Raw genomic sequence first — 15,028 nt, forward strand, 5'->3', positions numbered from 1 at the left:
ATTCGCAGGACGAAAAAAAACCCACTGGATGTCCAGTGGGTTTTCTCGTTTGGCGCACTCGGGAGGATTCGAACCTCCGACCGCTCGGTTCGTAGCCGAGTACTCTATCCAGCTGAGCTACGAGTGCGTTGTTGGTGCGTATTATATAGGCTTTTAATTCCCTGTCAAATGTTTTTTTCTTTTAAATTCAAGAACTTAACAATTGACAACCTACAAATACAAAAGTGGCGGAGAGGGAGGGATTCGAACCCTCGACACCCTTTTGAGGTGTACTCCCTTAGCAGGGGAGCGCCTTCGGCCTCTCGGCCACCTCTCCGTAACACGCGCAGAATATTAACTGCGCGGCTGCGCTAATGCAATGAAAAATTTAAGAAAATTAATCATTTGATGCTTCGTCTTTTTCCTTTTGAATGCGCTGGTAGATTTCTTCGCGATGAACAGCCACTTCTTTCGGGGCGTTGACGCCGATACGCACCTGATTCCCCTTCACGCCCAGTACCGTTACGGTAACTTCATCACCTACCATCAGGGTCTCACCAACCCGTCTCGTCAAAATAAGCATTCCATTTCTCCTTGCTCAATAATCAGGACACAGCTCTGCAATAAACCGGCTTGTTGCCTGTCAGCCGTCAAGCTTGCATGAATGTGACCACAACCGGCACCGAGCGTTCGATGCCGTGGCCATTTCATGCTGATCGAGACCAACATGCGGGCACGACAGCCAGAAACCGTGCCCACCGAGATGACCGCGCGGCCGCCCCGTTATTCATGCCGTCAGATATGGTCGGAATCCTGCTCGGGTGCATCCAGCTCAAAGGCGGAATGCAAAGTACGCACGGCCAGTTCCAGGTATTTCTCATCAATGACGACGGAAATCTTGATCTCCGAGGTGGAGATCATCAGGATGTTGATGCCGTGGCGCGATAACGCCTCGAACATCTTGCTGGCCACACCAGCGTGAGAACGCATACCTACGCCAACAATGGACACCTTGGCGATGGCACTGTCGCCCGCCACTTCACGAGCACCGATATCGGTCGCAACCTTGCGCAGGATTTCTTCGGTGCGCCGCTGGTCATTGCGATTGACGGTGAAGGTGAAGTCGGTGGTCTGATCCTTGGACACGTTCTGCACGATCATGTCGATTTCGATATTGGCGGCGCTGACCGGCCCCAGGATCTTGTATGCCACGCCGGGGGTATCCGGCACGCCGCGGATAGTCAGTTTGGCTTCGTCACGATTGAACGCAATGCCGGAGATGACGGGCTGTTCCATTGAAAGATCTTCCTCAAGGGTAATCAGGGTCCCGGGACCCTCTTTGAAACTGTGCAACACACGCAGTGGCACGTTGTATTTGCCGGCGAATTCGACCGCGCGGATCTGCAGTACCTTGGAACCGAGGCTGGCCATTTCGAGCATTTCCTCGAAGGTGACCTTCTCCAGGCGGCGGGCGCTCTCCACTACCCGCGGGTCCGTGGTATAGACGCCGTCCACATCAGTGTAAATCTGACATTCATCGGCTTTCAGCGCCGCTGCCAGCGCCACGCCGGTAGTATCCGAACCACCACGACCCAGGGTCGTGATGTTGCCCTGCCCGTCCACGCCCTGGAAACCGGCGACAATCACTACCTTGCCGGCATCCAGTTCGGCGCGCAGTTTCGCTTCATCTATATGCTGAATGCGGGCCTTACCGAAAGAGCTATCGGTTTCGATGCGCACCTGGGCACCGGTATAGGAGATGGCGGGTATACCGATGGACTTGAGCTTCATGGCCAACAAGCCAATGGTGACCTGTTCGCCAGTGGACAGGATCACGTCCATTTCCCGCTGGTCCGGATCTGCACAGATGTCCCTGGCCAGCCCAATGAGGCGATTGGTTTCGCCACTCATTGCGGATACCACGATGACCAGATCATGGCCCTGAGCCTTGAACCCTTTGATTTTCTCAGCCACCTGGGCAATGCGCTCCGCACTGCCGACCGAGGTACCCCCAAACTTCTGGACAATAAGTGCCATCTGTTGCACCAACTCCCAATGCGAAATCGGTTATCCCGACCGTTGTGTCGATCCGCCTGAAGCGGACCGACCCCTATTCATTTACTGCTGTGCGATCCATTCGGCAGCGCCGGCCAATGCATCATCCAGCGCGGCCACTTCGGTGCCGCCGCCCTGGGCCATGTCCGGCCGGCCACCACCCTTGCCGCCCACCGCCTGCGCGGTATTGCGAATCAGGTCACCGGCCTTGACCCTGGCGGTCAGGTCCTTGGTGACGCCGGCCACCAGCACTACCTTGCCGTCCAGCTCGCCGCCCAGCAGCACCACTGCCGAACCCAACTTGTTCTTCAACTGATCGATCAGCGCCAGCAACGCCTTGCCGTCCAGCCCGTCGAGACGCTTGACCAGGACGTTCATGCCGCCCAGCTGCTGCGCTTCACCGGCCAGGTCATTACCAGCAGCGCTGGCAGCCTTGGCCTTGAGCTGTTCCAGATCCTTTTCCAGCTGGCGGTTGCGATCAATGACCGCGGCCAGCTTGTCCAGCAGGTTGTCACGGGAGCCCTTGACCAGCTGGGCCGCCTGGCGCAGTTGCTCTTCCGACTGGTTGATCCAGTCCAGCGCCGCCTGACCGGTAATGGCTTCGATACGCCGCACACCGGAGGCGATGCCACTTTCCGCAGTGATGCGGAACAGCCCGATATCACCGGTACGCTCGACATGCGTGCCACCGCACAACTCGACGGAGAAGCCGCCGCCCATGGTCAGCACCCGTACCTGATCGCCGTACTTCTCACCGAACAGCGCCATGGCGCCCTTGGCCTTGGCGGTCTCGATGTCGGTGACCTCGATCTCCACCGCCGTGTTGTGGCGGATCTGCTCGTTGACCAGACGCTCCAATTCACGCAACTGCTCGGGGCGAATGGCCTCGAAATGACTGAAGTCGAAACGCAGACGCTGGCTGTCGACCAGCGACCCCTTCTGCTGAACATGCTCGCCCAGCACCTGGCGCAGCGCCGCATGCAGCAGGTGGGTAGCTGAATGGTTGCCCTTGGTGGCGTCACGCACGCTGTCATCCACCACGGCGCGAAGCGAGGTGCCGGCGTTCAGGCTGCCGCTGCTCACCACGCCATGGTGCAGATGGGCACCGCCAGCCTTGGTGGTATCGCGCACATCGAAGCGCACGCCGGCACCTTCAAGGTAGCCGGTATCACCCACCTGGCCACCGGATTCGGCATAAAAAGGAGTCTGGTCCAGCACCACCACGCCCGCCTCGCCCTCGTTCAGGCTGGAAACCTGCTCGCCATCACGGTACAGGGCAATTATCTGGGCGGAGCCGACAGTCGCAGTGTAGCCGTCGAAGCGGGTTTCACTATCCACCTGTACCAGCTGGTTATAGTCGAGACCGAACTGGCTGGCCGAACGCGCGCGCTCACGCTGGGCGGCCATGGCGCTTTCGAAGCCGGCCTCATCGATGGTCAGATCGCGCTCACGGGCGATATCGCCGGTCAGATCCATCGGAAAGCCGTAGGTGTCATACAGTTTGAACACTACGTCGCCGGGGATCTCGCTGCCCTTGAGCTCGGCCAGATCCTGTTCGAGGATGCGCAGCCCCTGCTCCAGGGTCTTGGCGAACTGCTCTTCTTCAGTCTGCAGCACCCGCTCGATATGCGCCTGCTGAGCCTTCAGCTCGGGGAAGGCGTCCCCCATTTCTGCCGCCAGCGCAGCGACGATACGATGGAAAAAAGTCCCGGTCGCGCCCAGCTTGTTGCCATGCCGGCAGGCGCGCCGGATGATGCGCCGCAATACATAGCCACGCCCTTCGTTGGACGGCAGCACACCATCGGCTATCAGGAAGCCACAAGAGCGAATATGGTCGGCGACGACTTTCAGGGATGCCTGGCCTTCGTTGGCACAGCCGATAGCTTTGGCCGCTGCATTGAGCAGATTCTGAAACAGGTCGATCTCGTAGTTCGAATTGACATGCTGCAGCACGGCGCTGATGCGCTCCAGCCCCATGCCTGTGTCCACGCTCGGCGCCGGCAGCGGGTGCATCACGCCGTCGGCCGTGCGGTTGAACTGCATGAAGACGTTGTTCCAGATCTCGATGTAGCGATCGCCGTCCTCTTCCGGGCTGCCGGGCGGGCCGCCCCAGATATGGTCGCCGTGGTCGAAGAAGATTTCGCTGCACGGACCGCACGGACCGGTATCGCCCATGGCCCAGAAATTGTCGGAGGCATAGGGCGCACCCTTGTTGTCGCCGATGCGCACCATACGCTCGGCGGGCACTCCCACTTCCTGGGTCCAGATATCGTAGGCTTCATCGTCACTGGCGTAGACGGTGACCCAGAGCTTCTCGGCGGGCAGATTGAGCCACTTGTCCGAGGTGAGGAATTCCCAGGCGTAGAGAATCGCGTCCCGCTTGAAATAGTCACCGAAGCTGAAATTGCCCAGCATTTCAAAGAAGGTATGGTGACGGGCCGTATAACCGACGTTTTCCAGGTCGTTGTGCTTGCCGCCGGCGCGCACGCACTTCTGGCTGCTGGTGGCGCGGGTATAGGCACGTTTTTCCAGACCCAGGAAACAGTCCTTGAACTGGTTCATCCCGGCGTTGGTAAACAGCAGCGTCGGGTCGTTGGCCGGCACCAGTGAACTGGAGGCGACGCGGGTATGGCCTTTTTCTTCAAAGAAGCGAAGGAAAGCTTCACGGATCTCAGCGCTTTTCATAGGTCCCTTATCACGGATCAGGTCGGCCGGGCTATCGCCGGGCAGGACTCGTCATTATATAGGCATCGCAAGATAGCATGCATCCTGCGGTCAGTTCGTTTGTATCTATCGGAGCGATTAATGTTGCGTCGCGCGGTCAGGACATGCCCGCGTAAGGATCGGCCACCCCATCCGCCGCACCGACCAGCGCCACGGCACGTACCGGCGCGCCGGCACGCAGACGCAGCAGCTCGGCAGTTTCCGGCGCCACCACCAGACTGCCCGCAGCGATGCGGCCAGCCGCTGCGGTGATGCGGCACTTGTCGCGCTCCCGGTTATGCACCAGGTAGGTCTGGGCATCATCCCCCGGCGTGCCGGTGGCCAATATCAGCTGTTGGCTTTCATGGATACTGCGCACCTGGTTGCGCGGCGCCTCGATGGTGATCCCGCCATCAAAAATATCGATATACCCCTGATAATTCAGCCCTTCCTCGGTGAGCATGGCCAGCGCCGGCTCCGAGTCCGGATGCACTCGCGCAATGGCGTCCCGCGCCTCCTGACTGAGGAAGCAGGTATACAGCGGGAATTTCGGCATCATCTCGGCAATGAATGTCTTGCTGCCGGTCCCGGTCAGGTAATCGGCTCGGGCAAAATCCATGCGAAAGAAATGCCGGCCCAGGCTGTCCCAGAACGGCGAACGCCCCTGCCGGTCGGACAGCCCGCGGATTTCCGCGATGATGCGCGGCGAGAAGTCATTGCCGAATTCCGCCATATGAATGAAGCGCGCCTTGGACAGCAGGCGCCCATTCAGGCTATGCCGGTGAGGCACGCTCAGATACAGGGAGCACAGCGCCGTCGCGCCGGTCAGATCGTTATTCAGGAACAGTGTCGGTTGTTGACGATAGACATCCAACTCCCGATTGGCGGTCACCGTCAGGCCCACCCGGTAGCTGTACCAGGGCTCGCGCAAACCCGCGGCGGCGACCATGCCGCTGGTGCCCACCACCTGACCATCACCATCCTCGAGCACGAACAGGTAATCGGCATCCGCATTTGGCAGCTCGCCGGCAAAGCTCGCCGCTACCGTCTGTAGCCGTCGGCTCAGCCGCTCCTCGCTGGCCGGCAGGCTGGTCAAGCCCGACCCCACGCCCGAGGCCAGCTCCAGCAAAGCCGGCAGATCGTCCATTCGCGCTGCACGCACCAGCATGTCAGGCACCTCCAATCAAACGGATCGTGTCACCTTCGGTCACTTTCAGCAGCTCGGCCAGACGGGCATCCAAGGTCACGGGCTCGCCCGGTTGCCAGGCCAGCTCGCACAGGCAGGAGCGGAAATCGCGTATCTTCTCGTTGGCCACCAGCCAGGTGCCGGTAGCCGCAGCCGGCTGGCCGATGTGCACCGTTGCCACTTCGCTGCCACGTACCGAGGTCAGCTCGGCGCTCTTGGCCTGCACGACCGGGCCGCCATCGAATATATCCACGTAATTGTCGGTCTCGAACCCTTCCTGCATGAGGATGTCGTAGACCACCTGCGACGCCGGGCGTACCTGCCCGATCACTTCCTGGGTCGCGTCCGGCAGCATGGACACGTAGATCGGATAGCCCGGCATCAGCTCCGCCAACAGACCCCGGCCGTGGCTGCCGCTCAGGCGCTCGGCCTCGCGGTAGTCGACATCGAAGAAGTGCCGACCCAGACCGTCCCAGAACGGCGAATTGCCCTGCTCATCGCAGACCCCGGAAATCTCCACCGCAGTGGATTCGGCAAAACGTTGCGGGTGCGAGGCCATGAACAGCAGCCGCCCGCAGGCATTGAGCTTGAGCGTCGCATAGTCGCCCTTCCAGGGCGTATCCAGATAGAAACCGGTGAGCAGGCTGTGGCCGGTCAGGTCATGACACAGCGACAGGACATGCATGCGGTTGTGCAAGCCCAGCTCGCGGGACGCATGCATGAAGATATCGTTGCGGAAGGTGTGGAACGGCTGACTGAACCCAGCCGCCGACATGATGCTGCTGCAACCGGCAAGACGGCCGGTCTCCAGGTCTTCAAGGACGAAGAAATAGCGTTCTTCACCAGTGAAGGTAACCGTCTCATCCGTCGCCGCCTCGCTGCCCTCGATGATCACCGCCAGCTGCTCGCTGTTCGCCGGCAGGGAGGTAATCCCCACCGGACTGGCAATGGCCAGGCGTTCTATTTCGGGCAGATCGGCCAAGGTACACAGGCGCTGGATGAGCATGGCGAGCCTCCGGTTTATCCGACCAGGCGCAGCAGCGCGGACCGCAACCGCCCCAACCCCTCACGGATATCCGCTTCGGGAATGATCAGGCTGGGGGCGAAGCGAACAACATCGGCGCCCGCCTGCAATACCAGCAGGCCTTCTTCCTGGGCCAACTTCATTACCTGTCCCGCCTCGCCGCGCCAGCGCTCGGCCAGTACGGCACCGATCAGCAATCCCTGGCCACGGATGTCGGAAAACACACCGAGTTCGTCCGACAACTGACGCAGACCCGCAGTCAGTTGCGCCTGACGTTCGCCAACACCATCCAGTACCTGGGGCGTATTGATGATATCCAGTACCTTCTCGGCCACCGCACAACCCAGTGGGTTGCCGCCGTAGGTGCTGCCGTGGCTGCCGACGGACAGCGCCGGGGCCACCCGGTCGGTAGTCAACATCGCGGCAATCGGGAAGCCCCCGCCGATGCCCTTGGCGCTGGTCAGAATGTCTGGCGCGACACCACTGTGCATATAGGCATACAGCTTGCCGGTACGACCCATGCCGCTTTGCACTTCATCAAAGATCAGCAGCGCATTGTGCTTGTCGCACAGTGCGCGCACAGCCTGAAGATACTCGGCCGTCGCCGGAATCACCCCGCCTTCACCCTGCACCGGCTCGATCACCACGGCACAGGTGCGCGCGGAAATCTGCGCTTCGAGGGCGGCGATATCGTTGTAGGGCACGTGGCTGATACCGGTGATCGCCGGGCCGAAACCCTGGGAATACTTGGGCTGGCCCCCGACGCTGACGGTGAACAGGGTCCGGCCATGGAAACTGTTGCTGCAGGCGATGATCTCGTGCTTGTCCGGCCCAACCTGATCATGCGCCCAGCGCCGCGCCAGCTTGAATGCCGCCTCGTTGGCCTCGGCACCAGAGTTGACGAACAGCACCTTGTCGGCAAAAGTCGCCGCCACCAGCTTGCCGGCCAGTCGCAACGCCGGCTCGTTGGTCATGATATTGGACACATGCCAGAGCTTCTGCGCCTGTTCGGTCAGCGCCTCGACCAGCTGCGGATGGGCATGTCCCAGCGCATTGACCGCAATACCACCGGCCAGGTCGATGTAATCGCGGCCCTGCTGATCCCACAGTCGCGACCCGTCGCCACGCACCGGGAGCATGTCCACGGGGGCATAGTTGGGTACCATCAACCGATCGAAATCGGCGCGACTGACCTGCATTGACTGCGACATTTCCTCTCACTCTCCTGTATTCGCCATGGCGGCGGGTAATGATACGGTCGGTTATAGGCTGACCCGGCCATCCTGCGCCTGCTGGGCACGGTATTGGTTTCTGTCCTCGCGTGGAGTGACACCAAAACAGTTGCGGTAGGCGCTGGAAAAATGCGGTCCCGAGGAGAAGCCGCAGGACAGCCCGATCTGGATGATCGATTTGCTGGTCTGCTGCAGCATCTGCCGTGCCCGATTCAAGCGCAGCTCCAGATAATACTGCGAGGGTACGCTGTTCAAATACTGCTTGAAGATCCGCTCCAGTTGCCGCCGGGACACACAGACATGCCGGGCGATCTCATCGGTGGTAAGCGGCTCCTCGATATTCGACTCCATCAGGATCACTGCCTGGGTGAGCTTCGGATGGGTACTGCCCAGCCGGTTGCGCAGGGGCACCCGCTGCTGCTCGCTGCCATCACGGATGCGCTCGACATTGAGATCCTCAGCCGCCAGCGCCGCCAGATCCGCGCCGTGATGTTCGTTGACCAGGGTTAGAAACAGATCGGTGATGGCGCAGCCACTGCTGCTCAGTCGTCCTTCATCCTGTTCGAACAGCCGGGTACCGGCCTGCACTGCGGGAAAGCGTTCGCGAAAGTCCTCCAGCAGCCGCCAGTGCACGGCGCAGCGATGGCCGTCCAGCAGCCCAGCCATGGCCAGGGGAAAGACCCCCTCCTCCAGCGCCCCCAGCACCACGCCCTCGCGGGACAGCGAACGCAGCTGCAATACCAGCGTCGGACTTACCGAGGTGGGCAGGCGGTCGGCATCAGCAACCAACCACAGCTGTGACACGTCACGCTCCGCCGTGTCCCAACGCCGCGCCGGCAACTCCCAGCCTTCCGGCGAGACAATGGGCTCGTCATCCAGCGTGAAGCATTCGATCTGGTAAAGGGTGGTTTCCGCCATGCGGTTGGCCGAACGCAGCACCGCCAGCGCCGGCATGAGAATCGCCGGATGACAGCCAGGCCACAGCAGGAACGCCATACGGCGCACTTCAGCTGTCATTCGTCGACCCGCTTGTGGCAGTGGAAACACCCCATGTTTCGCCTGATCCCGATTCAAATTCAGGACTGCATTGTGCCACATGCCGCGGGTCTTGACACCGCAGGACGAAACGGGAACAACAAAAAAAGGGAGGCATACCTGAATGCCTCCCTTGCTACCGCCTCGAGCTGTTCAGTTGCCCGATGCGGACATCTTCTTCACCGCCAGGCGCGCCATCTCATCGTAGATGACCTGCGGCTGGGCCTGCTTGATAGCCCAAGCTTCACGACCCTTGTCATGGGGCAGGATCATGAAGGTACCCGCATTACTTTCCCGATAGATGATGTCAGCGATCTCCGCCGCCGAAATGGGCGAGCTTTCCAGCAGCTTGGCGATATCGTCCCGGGACTCGCTGTCCGGCCCGCGAAAGGAACTCAGCAAGTTGGTCTGGAAGAACGACGGGCAGACTACGTTGACCTGCACATCCTTGGGCTGCAGCTCACATAACAGGCTTTCCGACAACGCCACCACACCGGCTTTGGCGACGTTGTAATTGCTCATGCCCGGCGCCTGCATCAGCGCGGCCATGGAAGCGATATTGATGATGCGGCCGCTGCCCTGGGACAACAGCATGGGGACGAAGGCCTTGCACCCCTTGACCACACCCATCAGGTTGATGCTGATCTGCCATTCCCAATCTTCCAGCGACAACTCCTCGAACCAGCCACCCGAGGCCACGCCCGCGTTGTTGATCAGCACGTCCACACCCTGCATTACTTCTTCACAGCTCTGGGCCAGGGCCGCCAACTGACTGTAGTCACGCACATCACAGCGACGGGTAAAACCGCTACCGCCGGCCTCCTCGACCAGGCGCAGCGTTTCGCCGAGCCCCTCTTCCTGGATATCGGCCAACGCCAGACGCGCGCCTTCCCGCGCATAACGCAACGCCAGCTCACGCCCCAACCCACTGCCCGCGCCCGTAATCACTACCCGCATACCTGTCTTTCGCATACCGCCTCCGTTAACCACACACCAGCGAGTCAATTATTGTTTTTGTATCAAGCCGTTCATTTTTTCAGTCTAGCGGGGTCGCGAACCGGAGAGGAGCGGAAAACACCAAAATCACTGTCACGAATGGGACGGGTTCAGTCGGGCCGTGGTTTTTCATGATTACGCTGGTAGACCGCCTCGCCCATGGCGCGGATCTGCCCTTCGATCAGGGCATCGAAAGGCGCCAGCAGCGGGCTAAAGTCCACGTCCGGCTCCAGCATCTGCAACGCCTGCATGCCCGCCTCGATGGTCGACAACGCCCCAGCGGAGGGGGCCTTGCGTAACCGATAGCGACTACGCAACCCTTCCGGCAGCGCAACCTGTGGCAGCTGCTGCAGCACCGGATTCAGATACAGCAGCTTGCGCGCCTTGCGCCAGGTGCCGTCCAGCAGGACCAACCGGCGGGGACGCTCATCGACGGTGGTCGGCTGCAGCGGCGATGCGCCGTGCCCAGGAAACAGCAACTCGGTACGCCAGGCGGCATCGAGCAGTTGCTCACACCGCTGTTCGGAAAGTCGCTCGACTACCAGCAGCTCGGCGTCGGCCAGCCCCGCGACCAACAGACGAGCAGTATTCAGTGCATGGCGCTGCTCATCCGGATGCTGGATGACCAGAATCTGCGTACGCGCCGCAATGTGCGGCAGCAGAGGACACAGGCAATATCCTGCCGGCCGCAGGCATCGGGCGCACCGCCGCCGTGCGGCCACAACAGGAGGACAGGAAGGATCAGACATGGACCGGCTCAGGTGATCAGGACCGGGCAAGTCTAGCCTGGCAACCAACCCAAGCCCAGGCTGGAGCGCCCGATGCAGCCAGGAAAATAAAAAAGGCGGTCACCAGAAGGTAACCGCCAAAGGCCTTGCGAGCCATGCTCATTTGCAGGTTCCGAGATCGTGCACCGCTGGTCGGAACTCTCGAAATCAGTGGAATCAGGGATTCTTCTTGCTGCTCTTGCGCGCATCCTGGTAGATGAAAACGCCCACCCCGGCCAGGAAAATGACCATCAGACCCACAGTCAACAAACCGGCAATCACTGCATCATCGATAAACATGAGGGCATCTCCGCTTCCATGTATGTCCGTGTATGGTTGCAGAATACCCATGAGCTTCATCCGGTTGATTGACCGGGATCAATTAATCGCAATATTTCAGCGCTTTTTCGGCTTTCTGGCTTTTTTCTTACGGGTAGGCTTGGGCGGAGCAGGTAGCGGCAGGGCTTTTTCAAAGGCGGCGCGCACCTTGAGCAGGCGCGCTTCGTGGATATCGTGCAGCCGGCTGCGCCGCGCTTCGGCAAGATCGATAACCGGGGCTGACTCGGGCTGGTCGGACATGCGCACTCCTCAGGACAGCAGCAAGCCTACCACCGTATCACGCCCGGATGTCAACCAGCAGGCCCTTGCGCGGCAGGTCCGCTGCGCCGCCCGGCGCAGCTTTCACGGCAGGCGGCTGTTCGCTCTCGAGTTCGGGAGCTGGACTCGGTTGCTCGCCGGCTGACTGCTGGTGGCCACCCTTTGAGCCGCTGTCATCCACCGGCAGCTCCGATAACGGATCTCCAGGCACACCCTCGATCGCACCCGGCCTGATCTTGCGGTCAGGCTTGAATGCATCTTGCTGGGCGCCGGCTGGCGGAAGGTTCGGGATGAGCATGGGTCTTACCTGTGCGTGTCGTACATACCAAGGATGGTACTGATGTTATCGGCCGTCAAAGGCGGTTTTTTACTGCATGCAATGCGCAGCACATCACAGAACGATATTTCTGCTATCAGCCCGACGCTGATCGGTACGGAAATAAACCATGCCATCAACGGTTTGTGAGCACTCCGGTATCGGGTACCATATGCGCCCTTTACGCATGGGCAGGAGTGAGGCATGACAGTATTTACCCCGGGGCAACGCTGGGTCAGTGACAGCGAATCGGAACTGGGACTGGGTACGGTGTTATCACAGGATGGCCGGTTGGTAGTCATGCTCTTCACTGCCAGCGGCGAGACCCGCCACTATGCCATGCGCAATGCTCCGCTGACCCGTGTGCGATTCAGCCCCGGCGACAGCATCACCCACCATGAGGGTTGGAGCCTGACGGTCAGCGACGTGACCGAGAAAGACGGCCTGTTGCATTATCGCGGATTGCGCGACGACGGCAGCAGCGCCGAATTCGCCGAAACCATGCTGGACAACTTCATTCAGTTCCGGCTGGCCAGCGACCGCCTGTTCGCCAGCCAGATCGACCCCCTGCCCTGGTTCGGCCTGCGCTATGAGAGCCTGCGCCATTATTGCCGCATCCAGCGCTCGCCACTGCTGGGCCTGGCCGGGGTTCGCACCCAGCCGATCGCTCATCAGCTGCATATCGCCCGGGATGTTGCCGACCGCGTCGCCCCACGCGTACTGCTGGCCGACGAAGTAGGCCTGGGCAAGACCATCGAGGCCGGCTTGGTCATTCATCGCCAGATCCAGACTGGCCGGGTGCGCCGGGTGCTGATCGTGGTGCCGGAGAACCTGCAGCATCAGTGGCTGGTCGAGATGCTGCGCCGCTTCAACCTGCGTTTCGCCCTGTTCAACAGCGACCGCTGTGCGGGCGCCGAAGAAAACCCCTTCGAGGAAGAACAGCTGGCCCTGGTGTCACTGGAATTCCTGCTGGAAGACGACAAGGCCGCTCAATGGCTGCAGGCCAGCGACTGGGATCTGCTGGTAGTGGACGAAGCCCACCACCTGGTCTGGCATGAAGAGGCGGCCAGCGCCGAATACAACCTGGTGGAGCAACTGGCCGGCCAGGTCCCCGCCGTACTGTTGTTGACCGCCACCCCGGAACAGCTCGGCCAGGCCAGCCACTTTGCCCGCCTGCGTCTGCTTGATCCGGACCGTTTCCACGACCTGCAGGCCTTCCGCGACGAAACTGCCCGTTATCAGCCGGTAGCCGAAGCCGTGCAACAGTTACTGGATACCGAGGAACTGGCCGCGACCAACCGTCAGGTCATCAGCCAATGGCTGGGCGACAGCGCCGAGTCCCTGCTCGATGCAGTGCAGGCCGGTGGAGAGGCCGCAGCCGAGGCGCGCCGCAGCCTGGTCCGCCAACTGCTCGACCGTCACGGCACCGGCCGCGTGCTGTACCGCAACACCCGTGCGGTGATCAGCGGCTTCCCCGAGCGCGAGTTGCACGCCTATCCGCTGCCCTGCCCGGCGCTCTACCAGGATCTTGCCGGGTGCGACACGCTGTATCCGGAAGTCGGCCTGCAGGATGAGTTCGAGCCGGCGGAAACCGCCTGGTGGCAGGACGACCCCCGTGTCGACTGGCTGATCGATACCCTGAAGATGCTCAAGCATGCCAAGGTACTGGTGATCTGCGCCCACGCCGAAACGGCGCTGGACGTGAACGATGCCCTGCGTATCCGCAGCGGCATCCCCGCCACCGTGTTCCACCAGGGCATGAGCATCATCGAGCGCGACCGCGCCGCCGCCTTCTTTGCCGACGAGGAATTCGGCGCCCAGGTAATGATCTGCTCGGAAATCGGCAGCGAGGGGCGCAACTTCCAGTTCGCCCATCATCTGGTCATGTTCGACCTGCCGGCGCACCCCGATCTGCTGGAACAGCGCATCGGTCGCCTCGATCGGATCGGCCAGAAGAATATCATTCAACTGCATGTGCCCTATCTGGAAGGCACCGCCCAGCAGCGGCTGTTCCAGTGGTACGATCAGGCGCTCAACGCCTTCCGTGCCACCTGCCCGACTGGCAACGCGCTCCAGCAGGAATACGGCGCAGCGCTCCAGCAACAGCTGGAACAACCGCAGGACGAGCAATGGCAGGCGCTGATCACCAGCGCACAGCAAGCACGCGCCGCACTCGAAGCGGAACTGCACAACGGCCGCGACCGCCTGCTGGAGTTGCATTCGCGCGGTCATACCGGCGAGGCCCAGCGCCTGATCGACACCATTGAGAAGCAGGACCGGGATATCCAGCTGCCGATCTACATGGAACGGCTGTTCGACGTGTTCGGTATCGACAGTGAAGACCACTCGGACAACGCTCTGGTGTTGCGCCCCGGCGAGCGCATGCTTGATGCCGGCTTCCCGCTGGGTGACGACGAAGGCGTGACCATTACCTATGATCGCGACACTGCGCTGTCTCGCGAGGACATGCAGTTCATCACCTGGGAACATCCCATGCTGCAGGGCGGCATGGATCTGGTGCTGTCCGGAAGCATGGGCAACAGCTCGGTAGCGCTGCTGAAGAACAAGGCCTTGAAACCCGGCACCATGCTGCTGGAATGTCTGTTCGTCAGTGAAGCGATTGGTCCGCGCGCGCTGCAACTGCAGCGCTACCTGCCACCGACCCCGGTACGCTGCCTGCTGGATATCAGTGGCAATGACCTGGCATCCAAGGTTGCCTTCGAAACCCTGGAAGCGCAGATCGACGGCTTGCCCAAGCACCTGGCCAGCAAGATTGCCAAGACCCAGCGCGACGAGGTCGAACGCCTGCTGGATCGCGCCGAGGCGCTCGCCGATATGCAGCATGCCGAGCTGGTGGAACAGGCCTCGACCCGCTTCACTACCGACCTGGACGAGGAGATCAATCGCCTCAAGGCGCTGCAGCAGGTCAACCCGCTGGTGCGCCAGAGCGAGATCGACGCCCTCGAGCAACAGCGTCAACGCGGCGTGGAAGTCCTGCACCAAGCGAAAATCCGATTGGATGCGCTGCGCATTCTGGTAGTGGGCTAACCGTCCACAATATGTGGGAGCGGGCCGTGCCCGCGAGCAGGCTGGCGGAAAAGCTTCGCGGCCAGAGCCGCTCCCACCAACACCACTCCC

At 61.2% G+C, this 15,028-nt stretch carries 14 protein-coding genes and 2 tRNA genes; 2 read left to right on the forward strand and 14 right to left on the reverse strand.

The features are described from left to right. Positions 1-50: 50 nt before the first annotated feature. The 14 genes from BM267_RS11950 to BM267_RS12010 form a co-directional block, all read right to left on the reverse strand. Positions 51-127 (reverse strand) — tRNA-Arg (locus tag BM267_RS11950). 98 nt (positions 128-225) lie between these two features. Then, positions 226-316: transfer RNA gene (locus BM267_RS11955), tRNA-Ser, on the reverse strand. Positions 317-376: 60 nt separating this feature from the next. Continuing rightward, the gene (gene csrA, locus BM267_RS11960; RefSeq protein ID WP_036990539.1) at positions 377-562 is read right to left on the reverse strand and encodes a carbon storage regulator CsrA; all 186 of its coding nucleotides are present in this window, start codon (positions 560-562) and stop codon (positions 377-379) included. A gap of 212 nt (positions 563-774) precedes the next feature. Next, complete coding sequence (locus BM267_RS11965; RefSeq protein ID WP_074780426.1) at positions 775-2,016, reverse strand: aspartate kinase; 1,242 nt, start codon at positions 2,014-2,016, stop codon at positions 775-777. An 81-nt stretch (positions 2,017-2,097) separates the two neighbouring features. After that, positions 2,098-4,719, reverse strand: a complete 2,622-nt coding sequence (gene alaS, locus BM267_RS11970; protein ID WP_074780423.1) for an alanine--tRNA ligase — start codon at positions 4,717-4,719, stop codon at positions 2,098-2,100. Positions 4,720-4,855: 136 nt separating this feature from the next. After that, positions 4,856-5,905 carry an arginine N-succinyltransferase gene (astA, locus tag BM267_RS11975; protein WP_074780420.1) on the reverse strand — a complete coding sequence of 350 codons (1,050 nt, stop codon included), beginning with the start codon at positions 5,903-5,905 and terminating at the stop codon, positions 4,856-4,858. A gap of 1 nt (position 5,906) precedes the next feature. After that, positions 5,907-6,929: an arginine N-succinyltransferase gene (locus tag BM267_RS11980; RefSeq protein WP_036990543.1), complete on the reverse strand. Its 1,023-nt coding sequence runs from the start codon at positions 6,927-6,929 to the stop codon at positions 5,907-5,909. Positions 6,930-6,943: 14 nt separating this feature from the next. Beyond that, on the reverse strand, positions 6,944-8,158 hold the full coding sequence (locus BM267_RS11985; protein ID WP_074780417.1) for an aspartate aminotransferase family protein: 1,215 nt from the start codon (positions 8,156-8,158) through the stop codon (positions 6,944-6,946). Positions 8,159-8,209: 51 nt separating this feature from the next. Then, positions 8,210-9,196 carry a GlxA family transcriptional regulator gene (locus tag BM267_RS11990; RefSeq protein WP_036990545.1) on the reverse strand — a complete coding sequence of 329 codons (987 nt, stop codon included), beginning with the start codon at positions 9,194-9,196 and terminating at the stop codon, positions 8,210-8,212. Between the two features lie 171 nt (positions 9,197-9,367). Further along, entirely contained in the window at positions 9,368-10,186 is an 819-nt protein-coding gene (locus BM267_RS11995) for an SDR family oxidoreductase (protein ID WP_235818276.1), read from the reverse strand. Between the two features lie 134 nt (positions 10,187-10,320). Next, positions 10,321-10,959, reverse strand: a complete 639-nt coding sequence (locus tag BM267_RS12000; RefSeq protein ID WP_074780412.1) for a tRNA-uridine aminocarboxypropyltransferase — start codon at positions 10,957-10,959, stop codon at positions 10,321-10,323. 195 nt (positions 10,960-11,154) lie between these two features. Next, positions 11,155-11,277, reverse strand: coding sequence for a cytochrome c oxidase subunit CcoM (gene ccoM / locus BM267_RS16925; protein ID WP_036991130.1), 123 nt, complete (start codon positions 11,275-11,277; stop codon positions 11,155-11,157). 96 nt (positions 11,278-11,373) lie between these two features. Next, on the reverse strand, positions 11,374-11,556 hold the full coding sequence (locus tag BM267_RS12005) for a hypothetical protein (RefSeq protein ID WP_036990548.1): 183 nt from the start codon (positions 11,554-11,556) through the stop codon (positions 11,374-11,376). A 37-nt stretch (positions 11,557-11,593) separates the two neighbouring features. Beyond that, positions 11,594-11,872: a hypothetical protein gene (locus tag BM267_RS12010; protein WP_036990549.1), complete on the reverse strand. Its 279-nt coding sequence runs from the start codon at positions 11,870-11,872 to the stop codon at positions 11,594-11,596. 42 nt (positions 11,873-11,914) lie between these two features. Here BM267_RS12010 and BM267_RS16930 point away from each other — a divergent pair, with 42 nt between their 5' ends. Continuing rightward, the gene (locus BM267_RS16930) at positions 11,915-12,040 is read left to right on the forward strand and encodes a hypothetical protein (RefSeq protein WP_268873971.1); all 126 of its coding nucleotides are present in this window, start codon (positions 11,915-11,917) and stop codon (positions 12,038-12,040) included. 54 nt (positions 12,041-12,094) lie between these two features. After that, positions 12,095-14,938: an RNA polymerase-associated protein RapA gene (gene rapA, locus BM267_RS12015; protein WP_074780410.1), complete on the forward strand. Its 2,844-nt coding sequence runs from the start codon at positions 12,095-12,097 to the stop codon at positions 14,936-14,938. The last annotated feature ends 90 nt before the right edge of the window (positions 14,939-15,028 follow it).

Source organism: Halopseudomonas bauzanensis (assembly GCF_900114735.1).
Lineage (GTDB): Bacteria > Pseudomonadota > Gammaproteobacteria > Pseudomonadales > Pseudomonadaceae > Halopseudomonas > Halopseudomonas bauzanensis.

Excerpts from the sequence above, each read along its gene's own strand:
- astA (WP_074780420.1), bottom strand. The coding sequence starts at position 5,905 with ATGCTGGTGCGTGCAGCGCGAATGGACGATCTGCCGGCTTTGCTGGAG.
- ccoM (WP_036991130.1), bottom strand. The coding sequence starts at position 11,277 with ATGTTTATCGATGATGCAGTGATTGCCGGTTTGTTGACTGTGGGTCTG.
- rapA (WP_074780410.1), top strand. The coding sequence starts at position 12,095 with ATGACAGTATTTACCCCGGGGCAACGCTGGGTCAGTGACAGCGAATCG.
- BM267_RS12005 (WP_036990548.1), bottom strand. The coding sequence starts at position 11,556 with ATGTCCGACCAGCCCGAGTCAGCCCCGGTTATCGATCTTGCCGAAGCG.
- BM267_RS12010 (WP_036990549.1), bottom strand. The coding sequence starts at position 11,872 with ATGCTCATCCCGAACCTTCCGCCAGCCGGCGCCCAGCAAGATGCATTC.
- BM267_RS11990 (WP_036990545.1), bottom strand. The coding sequence starts at position 9,196 with ATGACAGCTGAAGTGCGCCGTATGGCGTTCCTGCTGTGGCCTGGCTGT.
- BM267_RS12000 (WP_074780412.1), bottom strand. The coding sequence starts at position 10,959 with ATGTCTGATCCTTCCTGTCCTCCTGTTGTGGCCGCACGGCGGCGGTGC.
- alaS (WP_074780423.1), bottom strand. The coding sequence starts at position 4,719 with ATGAAAAGCGCTGAGATCCGTGAAGCTTTCCTTCGCTTCTTTGAAGAA.
- BM267_RS16930 (WP_268873971.1), top strand. The coding sequence starts at position 11,915 with ATGTTATCGGCCGTCAAAGGCGGTTTTTTACTGCATGCAATGCGCAGC.
- BM267_RS11985 (WP_074780417.1), bottom strand. The coding sequence starts at position 8,158 with ATGTCGCAGTCAATGCAGGTCAGTCGCGCCGATTTCGATCGGTTGATG.
- BM267_RS11965 (WP_074780426.1), bottom strand. The coding sequence starts at position 2,016 with ATGGCACTTATTGTCCAGAAGTTTGGGGGTACCTCGGTCGGCAGTGCG.
- csrA (WP_036990539.1), bottom strand. The coding sequence starts at position 562 with ATGCTTATTTTGACGAGACGGGTTGGTGAGACCCTGATGGTAGGTGAT.
- BM267_RS11995 (WP_235818276.1), bottom strand. The coding sequence starts at position 10,186 with ATGCGAAAGACAGGTATGCGGGTAGTGATTACGGGCGCGGGCAGTGGG.
- BM267_RS11980 (WP_036990543.1), bottom strand. The coding sequence starts at position 6,929 with ATGCTCATCCAGCGCCTGTGTACCTTGGCCGATCTGCCCGAAATAGAA.